Source organism: Streptomyces sp. SX-6, assembly GCF_059089585.1.
In genome coordinates this window covers 31,991-47,221 of record NZ_JBTHHU010000048.1, presented here as the reverse complement: position 1 = coordinate 47,221, position 15,231 = coordinate 31,991, and the positions used below count along the sequence as shown (strand labels likewise).

Below are 15,231 nucleotides of genomic sequence, written 5' to 3'. Positions count from 1 at the left end.
TCGCCGGATTCCACTTCTGGTGGCCGAAGTTCACGGGCAAGATGCTGGACGAGCGCCTCGGCAAGATCACCTTCTGGACGCTGTTCGTGGGCTTCCACGGCACGTTCCTGGTCCAGCACTGGCTGGGTGCCGAGGGCATGCCGCGCCGTTACGCGGACTACCTGGCCGCCGACGGGTTCACCACGCTGAACACCATCTCGACGATCAGCTCGTTCCTGCTCGGCCTGTCGATCCTGCCGTTCTTCTACAACGTCTGGAAGACCGCCAAGTACGGCAAGAAGGTCGAGGTCGACGACCCGTGGGGTTACGGCCGTTCGCTGGAGTGGGCCACCTCGTGCCCGCCGCCGCGGCACAACTTCCTCACGCTGCCGCGGATCCGTTCCGAATCCCCGGCGTTCGACCTGCACCACCCCGAGATCGCCGCGCTCGAGCTCGAGGAGAACCTGGCCGAGAAGGCCCTGGTCGGCGGTAAGGAGGCCGGCAAGTGAAGATCCAAGGCCGGATGTTCCTCTGGCTCTCCGTCTTCATCCTCGCCATGGCGATCGTCTACGGCGTGTGGGCCAAGGAGCCGGCGGGTGCGACCGCTCTGTTCCTGGCCTTCGGCCTGTGCGTCATGGTCGGTTACTACCTGGCGTTCACCGCACGCCGGGTGGACGCGGGAGCCCAGGACGACAAGAACGCGGACGTCGCGGACGACGCCGGTGAGCTGGGCTTCTTCGCCCCGCACAGCTGGCAGCCGCTGTCCCTGGCCGTCGGCGGCGCCTTCGCCTTCCTGGCGATCGCGATGGGCTGGTGGCTGATGTACTTCTCGGCTCCGCTGATCCTGGTCGGTCTCTTCGGCTGGGTCTTCGAGTTCTACCGGGGCGAGAACCAGAACCAGTAGAGAAGTCTCCGTCAGGGCCCCGTACACCCGAGTGGTGTACGGGGCCCTGTGCGTTGCCCGGGCACCGTACGCACCACCCGTTTGCAGTCATCCCACGGGCCCCGCCCCCGGAACGTTCCTACGGTGTGACCATGAGCCACTCACCTCAACGCCGCACGGTGCTCGGCGGCGTACTGCTGCTGCTCCCACTGGCGTTGACGGCCTCCGGGTGCGGCTCGTCCGACCCGCTGGCCGACGAGCCGTACGACGCCGCCGACCAGGTCACCCTGGTCGGCGAGCAGGACGGCCCCGTCGATCCCGGCAAGCCGCTGGAGGTCGCCGCGACCGGCGGCGACCGGATCACGGACGTCACCGCGACGGACGCGTCGGGGCGCTACCTGGCGGGTGAGCTGGCCTCCGACGGAACGCACTGGCACAGCACCGGGGCCGTCGCCGCGGGCGCGCACTACACCGTGCGGATCAGCACCGAGGACGACAACGGCGCCCAGGGGCGCCACACGATAGGCCTCGACACCAGCGCCGCCCGCCGCCTGCTGACGGTCGCCTTCGGCCCCAAGAGCGGCAAGTACGGCGTCGGACAGCCCGTCACCGCCGAACTCAGCACCCCCGTCCAGGACCCCGCCTCGCGCGCCGTCGTCGAGCGCACTCTGAAGGTCGAGTCCCAGCCCGCCGTCGAGGGCGCCTGGCACTGGGTCAACAACCGTGTGCTGCACTACCGGCCGAAGGAGTACTGGCCCGCCCACGCCATCGTCGAGGTGCACGCCTCCCTGGAGGGCATAAAGGTCGGCGGCGGCCTCTACGGCGGCCCCTCCAAGCCCCTGACGCTGACCACCGGTGACCGGATGGAGGCCGTCACGGACGCCGCGGGCCACTACATGTCCGTGTACAAGAACGGCCAGGAGATCCGCACCATCCCGGTCACCACCGGGAAGCCCGGCTACGCCACCCGCAACGGAGTCAAGGTGGTCCTCGGACAGGAAGCCTTCGTACGCATGCGCGGAGAGACGATCGGCATTGCGGAGGGCAGCTCGGACGCCTACGACCTGCCGGTCCACTGGGCGACCCGGGTGACGTGGAGCGGCGAGTACGTGCACGCCGCCCCCTGGTCCGAGGGATCACAGGGGTGGGACAACGTCAGCCATGGCTGCACCGGGATGTCCACCGACAACGCCAAGTGGTTCTTCGACAACGTGCGCGTCGGGGACCTCGTCAAGGTCGTGGGCAGCGCGGGCACCACGATGTCGCCTTTCGACAACGGCTTCGGCGACTGGAACATGTCCTGGACGGACTGGCGCGAGGGCAGCGCGCTCACCGCCGGGAAGCGCGAGGGGGCGAGCCCCGCCGACGCCGCCCGGCTGCGCCCGCGCGTCCCGTAACAGCTCCTAGCGCCCTACGCGTCGACCGCCAGCCGCTGCCGCAGCAGGCCCGCCAGCGCGCCGGACAGGGCCGCCGGGTCCACCGGGTGCGTCACCGCCGCGTCGGCCCTGCTCCAGGTCGCCAGCCAGGCGTCCTGCGGGCGGCCCATGAGGAGCAGTACGGGCGGGCAGCGGAAGACCTCGTCCTTGAGCTGCCGGCACACCCCCATACCGCCCGCAGGAGCCGTCTCGCCGTCCAGGACGCACACATCGACCCGGTGCTCCTCCAAGGCCCTCAGAAGGGCGGGCAGCGTCGCGCACTCGAGGTACGTCACCGGCGGCAGATCCGCGGCGGGCCGCCGCCCGCAGGCCAGCCGCACCTGCTCGCGCGTGCTCGCGTCGTCGCTGTAGACCAGGACCGTGGCCGTCGGCTGCATCGTTCCTCCAGGCGTGTCAGACGTGTCAGGCGTGTCGGCAAGCGGGCTCCGCTGCGCGGATGCTACTCCGCGAGGGCGGTCGAGCAGGAGGGCCCGGACGCGTCCGGCGCCGCTCCGACGGGCCGTCACCTGCGGCCGGGGGAGGGCCCGCTGAGGCCGCCGGAAGCTCTGCTTCCCCCCTTCGGGGGATACCGGTGGTGGGCCACTGGAGCAGGTCATACGCTCTTGACACACCGAACGGCACCCCCGGGAGTGAGCGCGAGATAAGCGACCGACATAATGTCGGTCGTGGCGACAGCAACAGCAGTAGATACCGGGCACGCGCACCCCTCGGTCAACCGGCCGAACCTCACCAGCGTCGGAACCATCATCTGGCTGAGTTCCGAGCTGATGTTCTTCGCGGCCCTCTTCGCGATGTACTTCACCCTGCGATCGGTGACCGGCGAGGCCCATTGGAAGTCAATGGCCAGCTCGCTCGACGTCCCGTTCTCGGCGACGAACACCACGATCCTGGTGCTTTCCTCGCTCACCTGCCAGCTCGGCGTGTTCGCCGCCGAGCGCGGTGATGTGAAGAAGCTGCGCGCCTGGTTCGCGGTCACCTTCGTGATGGGTGCCATCTTCATCGGCGGCCAGATCTTCGAGTACACCAACCTGGTCAAGGAGGACGGCCTTTCGCTCTCCTCCGACCCGTACGGCTCGGCGTTCTATCTGACGACCGGCTTCCACGGACTGCACGTGACGGGCGGTCTCATCGCCTTCCTGCTGGTCCTGGGCAGGACGTACGCGGCCAAGAGGTTCACGCATCACCAGGCGACGGCGGCCATTGTCGTGTCCTACTACTGGCACTTCGTCGACGTGGTCTGGATCGGCCTCTTCGCCACGATCTACTTGATCAAGTAATCGGTCCTGTCCCGCACCGGACCAACAGTCCAGCAACGACGCAGAAGATCCTGACACCGGGGTAATCCGTGAAAAAGCTCTCCGCACGACGACGCCATCCGCTGGCGGCGGTCGTCGTCCTACTCTTCGCGCTGGCGGTCACCGGGGGGCTGTACGCCGCTTTCGCGCCCGCGGATTCGGCCAAGGCCGATGACACCGCCCAGTCCCTCGCCATCGAAGAGGGCAAGAAGCTCTACCAGGTGGGCTGCGCAACCTGCCACGGCACCGGCGCTCAGGGCACCTCCGACGGCCCGAGCCTGATCGGCGTCGGCGCCGCGGCGGTCGACTTCCAGGTCGCCACCGGCCGTATGCCGCTCCAGCAGCAGGGTGCCCAGGCGCCCCGCAAGAAGGCGATCTACTCGCAGGCCGAGATCGACCAGCTCTCCGCCTACATCGCCTCGCTGGGTGCAGGTCCGGCGGTTCCCACCAAGAACCAGTACAGCCCGGACGGCGCGGACATCGCCAAGGGCGGGGAGCTCTTCCGTACGAACTGCTCCCAGTGCCACAACTTCACCGGCAAGGGAGGCGCCCTCTCGAACGGCAAGTACGCCCCGAGCCTTGAGGACGTCAACCCGAAGCACATCTACGAGGCCATGCAGACCGGCCCGCAGAACATGCCGTCCTTCCCCGACACCACGATGTCGCAGCAGAACAAGAAGGACATCATCGCGTACCTCGACACGGTCAACTCCAGCAAGTCGGAGAGCCCGGGCGGCCTCGGTCTGGGCGGGTTCGGCCCGGTCAGCGAGGGCCTGTTCGCGTGGGTCTTCGGCCTGGGCGCAATGATCGTCGTCGCCATCTGGGTCGCCGCCCGGACCGCAAAGGCCAAGAAGTCATGAGTAGCCAAGACATTCCAGAAGAGAACCTGCCGAGCAAGCAGGGCGACGCGCACGAAGGTGCCGTGGCGACCTCCGGCGACCCGTTCGCGGACCCGGGCCTCCCGCCGCACGAGCACCGCATCCAGGACATCGACGAGCAGGCCGCCAAGCGCTCCGAGCGCGCGGTAGCGCTGCTGTTCACGGTGTCCATGCTGGCCACGGTGGGCTTCATCGCCTCCTACCTGGCCATCCCGGTCGACAAGAACATCTACGTGTTCCCGATCGGCCACGTCAGCGCCATGAACTTCGCGCTCGGGATGACCCTGGGCGTGGCGCTGTTCTGCATCGGCGCGGGCGCGGTCCACTGGGGCCGCACCCTGATGTCGGACGTGGAGGTCGCCGACGAGCGGCACCCGATCGCGGCGTCCCCCGAGGTCAAGGCCAAGGTTCTGGCCGACTTCAAGCAGGGCGCCGAGGAGTCGGCGTTCGGCCGCCGCAAGCTGATCCGCAACACCATGTTCGGCGCGCTGGCCATGTTCCCGCTCTCGGGCGTGTTCCTGCTGGGCGGTCTCGGTCCGGCTCCGGGCACCAAGCTCCGGAAGACCAAGTGGTCCGCCGGCAAGATGCTGATCAACCAGAACACGCTGCAGCCGCTGCGTCCCGAGGACGTCCAGGTCGGTTCGCTGACCTTCGCCATGCCCGAGGGCATGAAGGAGGACGACGAGGACTTCCAGAACGAGATCGCCAAGGCCGCCCTGATGATCGTCCGGCTCCGCCCGGACAACATCAAGGACAAGCGCGAGCTCGACTGGTCGGTCGACGGCATCGTCGCCTTCTCCAAGATCTGCACGCACGTCGGCTGCCCGATCAGCCTCTACGAGCAGCAGACCCACCATGTGCTGTGCCCGTGCCACCAGTCCACGTTCGACCTCTCCGACGGCGGTCGTGTGGTCTTCGGCCCGGCCGGCCACGCCCTTCCGCAGCTGCGGATCAAGGTCAATGACAAGGGCTACCTCGAGGCGATGGGCGACTTCCCCGAGCCCGTCGGTCCTGCCTTCTGGGAGCGCGGATGAGCACTGCACAAGACACACGGCGCAAGGCGCCCGCGGGTGAGCGGGTGGCCGACTGGGCCGACGGCCGGCTGGGCATCTACAGCCTGGCCAAGGCCAACATGCGGAAGATCTTCCCGGACCACTGGTCCTTCATGCTGGGCGAGGTCTGCCTCTACAGCTTCGTGATCATCATCCTCACGGGTGTGTATCTGACGCTGTTCTTCCACCCGAGCATGAACGAGGTCGTCTACCACGGCTCGTACGTCCCCATGCAGGGCATGCGGATGTCCGAGGCGTTCAAGTCGACGCTGGACATCAGCTTCGACGTGCGTGGCGGTCTGCTCATCCGGCAGATCCACCACTGGGCGGCGCTCGTCTTCCTCGCGGGCATGATGGTCCACATGATGCGCGTCTTCTTCACGGGCGCGTTCCGCAAGCCGCGCGAGGTCAACTGGCTGTTCGGCTTCCTGCTGCTGGTGCTCGGCACCTTCACGGGCTTCACCGGCTACTCGCTGCCGGACGACCTGCTCTCGGGCACCGGTGTCCGTATCGCGCAGGGCCTGATCATGTCGATCCCGCTGGTCGGCACGTACATCTCGATGTTCCTGTTCGGCGGCGAGTTCCCCGGCACGGACTTCGTGGCGCGGTTCTACTCGATCCACATCCTGCTGCTGCCGGGCCTGATGCTCGGTCTGGTGGTCGGCCACCTGATCCTGGTCGTCTACCACAAGCACACGCAGTTCGCGGGTCCGGGCAAGACCAACAAGAACGTCGTCGGCATGCCGCTGATGCCGGTCTACATGGCCAAGGCCGGAGGCTTCTTCTTCCTGGTCTTCGGTGTCATCGCGGCGATCTCCGCGATCGCCTCGATCAACCCCGTCTGGGAGCTCGGCCCCTACCGGCCGGACCAGGTCTCCACCAACGCCCAGCCCGACTGGTACCTGGGCATGTCCGAGGGCATCTTCCGGGCCATGCCCGGCTGGGAGATCAACATCGCGGGCCACACGCTGGTCCTGGGTGTGTTCATCCCGCTGCTGATCTTCGGCCTGGTGCTGACGGCCATGGCGGTCTACCCCTTCATCGAGTCGTGGGTGACCGGCGACAAGCGCGAGCACCACATCCTCGACCGGCCGCGGAACGCCCCGACGCGCACCGCCTTCGGTGTGGCCTGGCTGACCATGTACGGCGTCGGTCTGATGAACGGTGGCAACGACCTCTGGGCGACGCACTTCCACCTCTCGGTGAACAGCGTCACCTGGTTCGTGCGGATCTCGTTCTTCGTGGCCCCGGTCCTCGCCTTCATCGCCACGCGCCGGATCTGCCTGGGTCTGCAGCGCCGCGACAAGGACAAGGTGCTGCACGGACGTGAGTCCGGCATCATCAAGCGCCTGCCGCACGGTGAGTTCGTCGAGGTCCACGAGCCGCTGTCGCAGGAGCAGCTGCACACGCTCACCGCGCACGACCAGCCCAAGCCGCTCGAGCTCGAGCCCGCGGTGGACGAGAACGGTGTCGCCCGCAAGGTCGGCGCCACCCAGAAGCTCCGGGTGAAGCTCTCCAAGGGCTACTACGGCGACGGGACGTTCATCCCCAAGCCCACCACGGAGGAGTACCAGGAGATCACGAGCGGCCACGGCCACCACTGATCCCTGCTGATCACCGACAACTGATCGCCACAGCCTGGAGCCCCGTCCGCCTAGCGGACGGGGCTCTTCGCCGTCCCCGGGCCGTCCCCGGGCCATCTCCGGGCTGGATAGGCTGGACGGCATCAGCGGGATGCCCGAATCACAGGAGCGTGGACCATGAACGTTGCGACCCCGGCAGGCGGCGAGCGCGCGGTGGCCCTTTCCTGGCCGGGCGTTCTCGAGGCCCTGCTCGGCCGGGTGGACCTGAGTGCGGACGTCACCGCCTGGGCCATGGACCGGATCATGCGCGGCGAGGCGACCGACGCGCAGATCGCCGCCTTCGCCGTCGCGCTGCGGGCCAAGGGCGAGACGGTCGCCGAGATCACCGGGCTCGTCCGGGCGATGTACCAGCACGCCCAGCTCATCGAGGTGCCCGGCCCGAGTGTGGACATCGTGGGCACGGGCGGCGACGGCGCCAAGACCGTCAACATCTCGACCATGTCCTCGATCGTCGTGGCCGGCACCGGGGCGAAGGTCGTCAAGCACGGCAACCGGGCGGCGTCCTCCGCCAGCGGGGCCTCGGACGTGCTGGAGAAGCTGGGCGTCAACCTCGACCTGACCCCGCGGCGGGTCGCCGAGGTGGCGCGCGAGGCCGGCATCACCTTCTGCTTCGCCGTGAAGTTCCACCCCGCGCTGCGCCATGTGGCGCCCGCGCGGCGCGAGTTGGGCGTGCGCACCACCTTCAACGTGCTCGGCCCGCTCACCAACCCCGCCCGGGTGCGGGCCCAGGCCACGGGCGTCGCCGACGCCCGCATGGCCCCGATCCTGGCCGGCGTGCTGGCCGAACGGGGTTCGTCGGCACTGGTCTTCCGCGGCGACGACGGGCTCGACGAGCTGACCACGACCGCGACCTCGCGGGTGTGGACCGTGCGCGACGGCGCGGTGCGCGAGGAGGCCTTCGACCCGCGGGACGTGGGCATCGAGCTGGTGCCGGTCGAGGCGCTGCGGGGCGCCGACGCCTCGTACAACGCGGACGTCGCACGACGGCTGCTGGGCGGCGAGACCGGGCCCGTACGGGACGCGGTGCTGCTCAACTCCGCCGCCGCGCTGGTGGCGTTGGAGCCGACGGACGCCCCGCTGCCGGAGCAGATCGCCGCCGGGATGGTGAGGGCCGCCGAATCGATCGACTCCGGTGCGGCGCGGCGGGTGCTGGAGCGCTGGGTGGCCGCCAGCAACGCGTAGCCGCACGGCCGGCGGGCGTCCGGTCCCTGAACACCTTGGCGCCCGCCGTCCGGGCTGTGGCATACTCCCGACCAGGTCACGAGTGACAGCGACACGGCCCCGGCCCGCTGTCCGGCAACCCTCCTTCCGTGGCGGGGTGCCCCGGGTGATGACCGGGCCGCAGGCAGTGACGTCTGCGGCAAGCGCGGATCCCTCGCCAGGGATCCCTGGTCGCCGAGGGAGATCTTCCGTGAATCAGCGAATGCGCTAGGGCTCCGAGAGCCCCTCTTCCGCGCACCTTTTTCTTTCAATTCGCTTGCTCCATACGGGAGTTCGTCATGCCCATTTCTACTGTCGTCGCTTCCCCGCTGCCCGTGCTCGGCCGGGACGTCCGGGTGCCGCTCGTGACCGGGGGCGAGGTGACGTACGCGGCGCTCGACTACGCGGCCAGCGCGCCGGCGCTCCAGCGTGTGTGGGACGACGTGGCCGCGTACGCGCCGTACTACGGCAGCGTCCACCGGGGCGCGGGGTACCTCTCGCAGCTGTCCACCGACCTCTTCGAGAACAGCCGCCGGACGGTCGCGGAGTTCCTCGGCTGCCGCGAGGACGACCAGGTCGTCTTCACCCGCTCCACCACCGACTCGCTCAACCTGCTCGCGTCCGTACTCCCCACGGGCACGCGGGTGTTCGTCTTCGAGACCGAGCACCACGCCGCGCTGCTGCCCTGGACGCGCCGTGACGACACCGAGGTCACCTGGCTCCCCGCGCCGCGCTCACCGCGCGAGGCCGTGGACACCCTCGAGCGCGCCCTGGCCGAACGGGAGCCCTACGGCCCGGCCCTGGTCTGTGTGACCGGCGCGTCGAACGTGACGGGCGAGCTGTGGCCCGTACGGGAGCTGGCGGCGGCCGCGCATGCGCACGGTGCGCGGATCGTCCTGGACGCGGCGCAGCTCGTACCGCACCAGCCGGTGGCCGTCGGCGAGTTGGGCGTCGACTGGGTGGCCTTCTCCGGGCACAAGCTGTACGCGCCGTTCGGCGCCGGGGTGCTGGCGGGGCGCGCGGACTGGCTCCGGGACGCCGAGCCCTACCTCGCGGGCGGCGGCGCGAGCCGCCGGGTCGTGCGCGAGGCCGGGGGCGCGGTGCGCGTCGAGTGGCACGAGAGTGCCGCCCGGCACGAGGCGGGCTCGCCCAACGTCATCGGCGCCTATGCGATCGCCGCCGCCTGCAAGGTGCTCACCGAGACCGGCTTCGACACCCTCGTCGCCCGTGAACAGCGGCTCCTGGAGCGGGTGCGCGCGGGCCTGGCCGAGGTGCCGGGGGTCAGGGTGCTCTCGCTGTTCGGGGACGACGCCCCGCGTGTGGGCGTCGTGTCGTTCGTCGTCGACGGCTGGAACAGCTCGCACTTCGCCGCCGCGCTCTCCGCCGAGTACGGCATCGGGGTGCGCGACGGGCTGTTCTGCGCCCATCCGCTCGTCCGTACGCTGCTCGGGGAGCGCCCGGAGGAGCCGGGGGAGTGCGGGGCGCCCGACGAGGGGCAGTCGCTGAACGCGATCCGCGTCAGCTTCGGCGCCGGCACCCCGGACGAGCACGTCGAGCGGTTCGTCCGGGCGGTGGAGGAGCTGGTGCGCAGCGGCGCGCGGTGGAACTACCGCACGGAGGACGGGCGTTGCGTGCCTGCCTAGCTGTCAGCTGTCGAGGCCGATGGCGAAGGCCGCCTCGAGGTCGTGCTGGGAGTAGGTGCGGAAGGCGATGTGCGTCTCCGTGGAGGACACGCCGGGGATCTTGCTGATCCGGCCCGGGATGACGTCCGCGAGGTCGTCGTGCCGGGCCACCCGCACCAGGGCGATCAGGCTGTACGCACCGGTGACGGAGTAGACCTCGCTCACGCCCTCGAGCGCCGCGATCTGTTCGGCGACCTCGGGGATCCGGTCCACGTCGGTCTTGATGAGCACGATCGAGGTGATCACGTCGCTTTGTCTCCTTCGGTGGACCCTGGCGCTCTCCTCACTCTAGCCGCACGTCCACGGCACACCCATGCGAAGCCGAAGCCGAGCGTGAAGCCGATCACGTGGGCCAGGTAGGCGACTCCCGGGCGGTCGGCCGGGTTCCCCGCGCCCGGCCACTGGAGGGCGAACCAGAAGAGCAGCACGGCCCACGCGGGAAACCGCAGCGGCAGGAAGAAGAGGAACGGGAAGAGGCTGGTGACCCTGGCCCGGGGGAAGAGATGGAGGAACGCGCCGAGCACACCGGAGATGGCTCCGGAGGCGCCGACGAGCGACTGCACGGAGTCCGGGTGCACGGCCGCGTAACCGAGCAGGGCCAGATAGCCGGTGACGAGATAGCAGAGCGCGAAGGCGGCATGTCCCATGCGCTCCTCGGTCATCGCGCCGAAGACATGGAGGAAGAGCATGTTGCCCAGCAGATGGAGCCAGTTGCCGTGCACGAAGAGCGCGGTGAGCGGGGTGAGCAGGGCCAGGGCCGAGCCGTGCCACAGTTCGTCGGGCACCACGCCCCAGCGGTCGAAGTAGGCCGTCTCGGCGGCGAGCAGCGCGGCCTTGGTGCCGTAGGCCGGGTTGAGGCCCGAGGCGGGGCCGGTCAGGAAGACCACGCAGCAGGCGCCGAGGACGGCATGGGTGACCCAGGGGGTGGCGGGCCGTCCCGCGCGCGCAGCTTTTACGATCATGGCCAGATCATGGCGTACCGGGACAAGCGGTGCGCAGTGCCTCGCCGGGAGGCCCGTCTCGGGCCGGTGGCACCCCGCCGCCGGCTCCGCAGGCCGTAGGGTTACGGGGAACACCTCGTACCCCGATGTACCCCGATCCCCGTCCGGCGGCCGGGACCCGGTGGCGGTGCATGCGAGAGGTGGTCGGTGAGACGATCGAATCGGAGCGTTGCCATTGGTGCGACGCGGTCGGTCGGAGCGGGCTGAACGGGAGCGATGCAGCGGTGGTGGAGCACACAGACGGCGTGGAGCCGGACGCCGACGCCGACGGCGTCAGCGAGGTGCTCGACCGACCCCTGCCCGAAGGCATCCGGCGCCGGGTCATCGGACTCGTCGCCGAGGCGTTCGGCGGCCTGACCGTCGCCGAACTCCCGCCGCAGCTGCGGCAGTACGCGCGCTTCACGCCGAGCCGCCGGGCCAAGTTCGCGGGCAACGCGATGGCCATGGCCGTCGAGAGCGACGCCGCCTTCCGGCAGCGGATCTCCGCGCGGCTGCGCGAGACGGGCTCCGAGCTCGCCGAGGCGCTGGACGCCGGGGCGCCGCCCGCCGCCGCGGACCCGGAGGACGTGGCGGCCATGGCCTATGTGCTGCGGCCGGCCGGCTGGGTCAAGCTGGTCACCGCCGCCGGCGAGGAGGCCCAGCGGGCGAACGCGGAGCGGGCCGGCGAGGAGGCGCAGCGCGAGCTGCGCCGGCTGCGCGAGGAACTGGCCGAGGTGCGCGCGCAGGCGCGTGCCGAGTCCGAGCGGTACCGCGGTGAGCTGGAGGCGTCGCGCAAGGAGTCGGAGACGGTGCAGCGCAAGCTGCGCAGCGCGCTCAGCGATGTGCGGCGCGGCGAGGCGGCGTTGCGCAAGTCCCAGGAGGAGCTGGACGCCGTGCGCTCGGGTGCCGCGGCGGAGATGGCGGCGGCGCTGGGGGAGACACGGCGCGTCAAGGCGCGGCTGTCGGAGGCCGAGGCGGCGCTGGAGGCGAGCCGCCGGGCGGTGCGCGAGGGGCGCAGCGTGGAGGACATGCGGCTGCGGCTGCTGCTGGACACCGTGCTGGACGCGGCCCAGGGGCTGCGCCGTGAACTGGCCCTGCCGCCGGTGTCGGTGCACCCGGCGGACATGGTGGACGCCGTGGAGCCGGGCCGGATGTCGCCGAAGGACATCGCGGCGCGTGCGCTGTCGGAGACCGATCCGGCGCTGCTGGACCAGCTGTTGGCGCTGCCTCAGGCGCACCTGGTGGTCGACGGCTACAACGTGACGAAGACCGGCTACCCGACGATGCCGCTGGACAAGCAGCGGCTGCGGCTGCTGGGCGGGCTCTCGATGCTGGCGGCGCAGAGCGGCGCCGAGGTCACCTGCGTCTTCGACGGCGCCGAACTGGCCGCGCCTGTACTGCTCGCGCCGCCGCGCGGGGTGCGGGTGCTGTTCAGCAAGCCGGGGGTGACGGCGGACGAGCTCATCCGCCAGCTGGTGCGGGCCGAGCCGCCGGGGCGTCCGGTGGTGGTGGTCTCCACCGACCGTGAGGTGGCCGACGGGGTCGCCAAGGCGGGGGCCCGGCCGGTGGCATCGGTCTTGTTGCTGAAGCGACTTGCGCGTACCTGAGTGTCAACTTCCTGTTACCGAGCGTGTTTCGGTTGGTAAAGGATGTACGTGTGAGCGAGTTTTTTCGCAAGGGGATTTGAACGGATCAGTTCGGGGTCACTAAGGTCGGGCCTCGAACCTCCGCGCGCCGATCATCTGCCCATCCGATGACCGGCGGTGCAGTCCCTGAGAAGAAGGAGCTCGACTCCGTGGCGTCCCACCGTCGTCCCAAGCAGCCGAGCCGTACTCGGGTGACCGTGCTCACCGCGACCGCCGCCGCGGCCGTCGCCATCTCCGCGCAGACCGCGCAGGCCGACCCCAAGCCCTCGAAGAGCGAGGTCAAGGAGAAGGTCGACAAGCTCTACGAGCAGGCGGAGCAGGCGACCGAGAAGTACAACGGCGCCAAGGAGCAGCAGACCAAGCTGGAGAAGCAGGTCGGCGACATCCAGGACAAGGTGGCCCGCGGCCAGGACGAGCTCAACAAGCTCCGCGACAGCCTGGGTTCGGTCGCCACGGCCCAGTACCGCTCCGGCTCCATCGACCCGTCGCTCCAACTGCTGCTCTCCTCCGACCCGCAGAGCTACCTGGACAAGGCCTCCGCGCTCAACCAGGTCACCGCGAAGCAGGCCGAGACCCTCAAGCTGATGGCCGCCAAGCAGCGCGACCTCAAGCAGGAGCGCCAGGAGGCCACGAGCAAGCTCGCCGACCTCGAGTCCACGCGCAAGGCGCTCGAGGACAACAAGACGGACGTCCAGGGCAAGCTCTCCGACGCCCGCGACCTGCTCAACTCCCTCACGGAGAAGGAGCGTGCCGAGCTCGAGGCCCAGGAGAACAAGAACTCCGGCAAGAGCGACGGCAGCAAGGGCAACGGCAACGGGAACACCGGCAGCAACGACAGCCAGGGCCGCCCGGACACGGGCAAGACGGTGCCCACGTCGGGCCGCGCCGGCGCGGCGCTCAACGCCGCGGCCACCAAGATCGGTTCGCCGTATGTGTGGGGCGCGACCGGTCCCGACTCCTTCGACTGCTCCGGGCTGACCTCCTGGGCGTACGCACAGGCGGGCGTGAACATCAGCCGCACCTCCCAGGAGCAGGCCAACGACGGCACCCGCATCTACGACCAGAGCCAGCTCCAGCCCGGCGACCTGGTGCTCTTCTACGGCGACCTGCACCACGTGGGCCTGTACGCGGGCAACGGCCAGGTGCTGCACGCCCCGCGCACCGGCACCGTCGTGCGCTACGAGGCCATGAGCAACATGCCCTTCGCGTTCGGCGTCCGCATAGGGTGAAACACCCTCGCCGACGCGCCGCTCGATCGAGTGGATCCCGGCGACCGGAGCTGACTCCACGCCCCGCCCGCGACCTGCGTCGTGACGCGGGGCGTCGGTGTTGCGGGCCGTCGGAGTCTTTGACGGGTCTTTGAACGCGGGGTGAGCGCACCGCTACTGTCTGCCGCGCGGTTCCCGGCTGTCGTCCGCCCGACCTGGGCGGCAAGGGCGCCGCGCGAGCAAGAGGAGTGCGGCACCCCGTGGCGTTCCATCGCCGACCCGACCGGCCCGGTCCTCACCGGAACCGGACCGTGCGGGTCACCGTTCTGTCCGCCGCCCTGGCCACCGCGGCGGCGGCCCTCTCGGCGGCTCCGGCGACGGCCGATCCCGGCGGCACCGCCGGTGACGCGAAGCAGGCCGGGACGGTGAAGTCCCGGCTCGACCGGCTCTACCAAGAGGCCGAGCGGTCCACCGAGAAGTACAACGCCGCCGGTGAACGCGTCGGCGCCCTGCGGCAGAAGGCGGAACAACTCGCCGACCGGGTCGCCCGGGGGCAGGAGAAGGTCAACCACATGCGGACCGCCCTCGGCATGATCGCCGCCGCGCAGTACCGCGCCGGTGCCGTGGACCCGGCCGTCGAGCTGCTGCTCTCCTCCAAGCCCGACGCCTACCTCTCCCGGGTCGCCGCCCTCGACCGCGTCAGCAGCCGCCAGGCCGGACAACTGCACGCACTCGAGGACGCCCAGCGCACGCTGCGCCAGGAGCGCACCGAGGCCGGCCGAGCCCTCGGCGAGCTGGAGGAGAACCGGCGGGCGGTCGAGCAGCACAAGCGGGAGGTCGAGGGCAAGCTCTCCACCGCACGACGGCTGCTCAACTCGCTCACGCAGCGGCAACGCGAGGAGTACGGACGGGCGTCGCGCTCCGGCGGCGCCTCCCGGCAGGATCTGTCCCTGCCCGGGCTCACGGGGCTCCCCGGGGTCTCCGCCGCCTCCTCGCGCGGTGCCGCGGCGGCCATGGCCGTCCGCTCGGCCATCGGCTCCCCCTACTCCTGGGGGGCGGCCGGCCCCGGTGCCTTCGACTGCTCGGGGCTGATGCAGTGGGCCTACGGACGGGCGGGCGTGGGCCTGCCGCGCACCTCGCAGGCGCAGCGCCACGCGGGGCGGCACGTGACGCTGTCCGAGGCCCGGCCCGGCGACCTCGTCATCTACCGGGACGACGCCAGCCACGTGGGCATGTACGTCGGCAACGGGCAGGTGGTCCACGCGCCGTACCCCGGGGCCCGGGTGCGCTACGACCCCGCCAACATGATGCCGATCTCCTCCATCACCCGGCCCTGACCGTCGGCCCCG

General features: G+C 70.2%; 15 protein-coding genes and 1 riboswitch. Of the genes, 12 read left to right on the top strand and 3 right to left on the bottom strand.

All coding sequences use genetic code 11. The features are described 5' to 3' along the window. The 3 genes from ACV530_RS34325 to ACV530_RS34315 form a co-directional block, all read left to right on the top strand. Positions 1 to 488 (top strand): cbb3-type cytochrome c oxidase subunit I (locus tag ACV530_RS34325; protein WP_494336624.1); only part of this gene is annotated, 488 nt, incomplete at its 5' end. After that, positions 485 to 883: a cytochrome c oxidase subunit 4 gene (locus ACV530_RS34320; RefSeq protein WP_494336623.1), complete on the top strand. Its 399-nt coding sequence runs from the start codon at positions 485 to 487 to the stop codon at positions 881 to 883. The genes ACV530_RS34325 and ACV530_RS34320, both read left to right, overlap by 4 nt. Positions 884 to 1,014: 131 nt before the next feature. Then, on the top strand, positions 1,015 to 2,259 hold the full coding sequence (locus ACV530_RS34315; protein WP_494336622.1) for a L,D-transpeptidase: 1,245 nt from the start codon (positions 1,015 to 1,017) through the stop codon (positions 2,257 to 2,259). A gap of 14 nt (positions 2,260 to 2,273) precedes the next feature. Here the strand turns inward: ACV530_RS34315 and ACV530_RS34310 are convergent, their stop codons facing one another. Further along, positions 2,274 to 2,675, bottom strand: a complete 402-nt coding sequence (locus ACV530_RS34310) for a hypothetical protein (RefSeq protein ID WP_494336621.1) — start codon at positions 2,673 to 2,675, stop codon at positions 2,274 to 2,276. A 279-nt stretch (positions 2,676 to 2,954) separates the two neighbouring features. Between ACV530_RS34310 and ctaE the strand changes: the two genes are divergently transcribed. The 6 genes from ctaE to ACV530_RS34280 all read left to right on the top strand — a co-directional run bounded on the left by ctaE (position 2,955) and on the right by ACV530_RS34280 (position 10,009). Next, a complete protein-coding gene (gene ctaE / locus ACV530_RS34305; protein ID WP_494336620.1) occupies positions 2,955 to 3,575 on the top strand; it encodes an aa3-type cytochrome oxidase subunit III in 621 nt (206 codons plus the stop codon). Between the two features lie 68 nt (positions 3,576 to 3,643). Continuing rightward, positions 3,644 to 4,453, top strand: a complete 810-nt coding sequence (gene qcrC, locus ACV530_RS34300) for a cytochrome bc1 complex diheme cytochrome c subunit (protein ID WP_494336619.1) — start codon at positions 3,644 to 3,646, stop codon at positions 4,451 to 4,453. Then, entirely contained in the window at positions 4,450 to 5,505 is a 1,056-nt protein-coding gene (gene qcrA / locus ACV530_RS34295) for a cytochrome bc1 complex Rieske iron-sulfur subunit (RefSeq protein ID WP_494336618.1), read from the top strand. The genes qcrC and qcrA overlap by 4 nt, the downstream gene beginning before the upstream one ends. Then, on the top strand, positions 5,502 to 7,127 hold the full coding sequence (qcrB, locus tag ACV530_RS34290; RefSeq protein ID WP_494336617.1) for a cytochrome bc1 complex cytochrome b subunit: 1,626 nt from the start codon (positions 5,502 to 5,504) through the stop codon (positions 7,125 to 7,127). Before qcrA ends, qcrB begins: the two co-directional genes overlap by 4 nt. Positions 7,128 to 7,283: 156 nt before the next feature. Next, positions 7,284 to 8,348 carry an anthranilate phosphoribosyltransferase gene (gene trpD / locus ACV530_RS34285; RefSeq protein WP_494336616.1) on the top strand — a complete coding sequence of 355 codons (1,065 nt, stop codon included), beginning with the start codon at positions 7,284 to 7,286 and terminating at the stop codon, positions 8,346 to 8,348. Positions 8,349 to 8,422: 74 nt separating this feature from the next. Next, positions 8,423 to 8,539: riboswitch (SAM riboswitch) on the top strand. Between the two features lie 126 nt (positions 8,540 to 8,665). Then, positions 8,666 to 10,009 carry an aminotransferase class V-fold PLP-dependent enzyme gene (locus tag ACV530_RS34280; RefSeq protein WP_494336615.1) on the top strand — a complete coding sequence of 448 codons (1,344 nt, stop codon included), beginning with the start codon at positions 8,666 to 8,668 and terminating at the stop codon, positions 10,007 to 10,009. Positions 10,010 to 10,012: 3 nt separating this feature from the next. Here ACV530_RS34280 and ACV530_RS34275 read toward each other — a convergent pair whose 3' ends face one another. Both ACV530_RS34275 and ACV530_RS34270 read right to left on the bottom strand, forming a co-directional pair. Then, positions 10,013 to 10,294 carry an Lrp/AsnC family transcriptional regulator gene (locus tag ACV530_RS34275; RefSeq protein WP_494336614.1) on the bottom strand — a complete coding sequence of 94 codons (282 nt, stop codon included), beginning with the start codon at positions 10,292 to 10,294 and terminating at the stop codon, positions 10,013 to 10,015. Continuing rightward, positions 10,291 to 11,010 carry a rhomboid family intramembrane serine protease gene (locus ACV530_RS34270; protein WP_494336613.1) on the bottom strand — a complete coding sequence of 240 codons (720 nt, stop codon included), beginning with the start codon at positions 11,008 to 11,010 and terminating at the stop codon, positions 10,291 to 10,293. Before ACV530_RS34270 ends, ACV530_RS34275 begins: the two co-directional genes overlap by 4 nt. A gap of 263 nt (positions 11,011 to 11,273) precedes the next feature. Between ACV530_RS34270 and ACV530_RS34265 the strand changes: the two genes are divergently transcribed. The 3 genes from ACV530_RS34265 (at position 11,274) to ACV530_RS34255 (ending at position 15,219) form a co-directional block, all read left to right on the top strand. Further along, positions 11,274 to 12,635: an NYN domain-containing protein gene (locus ACV530_RS34265; protein WP_494336612.1), complete on the top strand. Its 1,362-nt coding sequence runs from the start codon at positions 11,274 to 11,276 to the stop codon at positions 12,633 to 12,635. 188 nt (positions 12,636 to 12,823) lie between these two features. Then, positions 12,824 to 13,903, top strand: a complete 1,080-nt coding sequence (locus ACV530_RS34260; protein WP_494336611.1) for a C40 family peptidase — start codon at positions 12,824 to 12,826, stop codon at positions 13,901 to 13,903. 239 nt (positions 13,904 to 14,142) lie between these two features. Then, on the top strand, positions 14,143 to 15,219 hold the full coding sequence (locus ACV530_RS34255; RefSeq protein ID WP_494336610.1) for an NlpC/P60 family protein: 1,077 nt from the start codon (positions 14,143 to 14,145) through the stop codon (positions 15,217 to 15,219). The last annotated feature ends 12 nt before the right edge of the window (positions 15,220 to 15,231 follow it).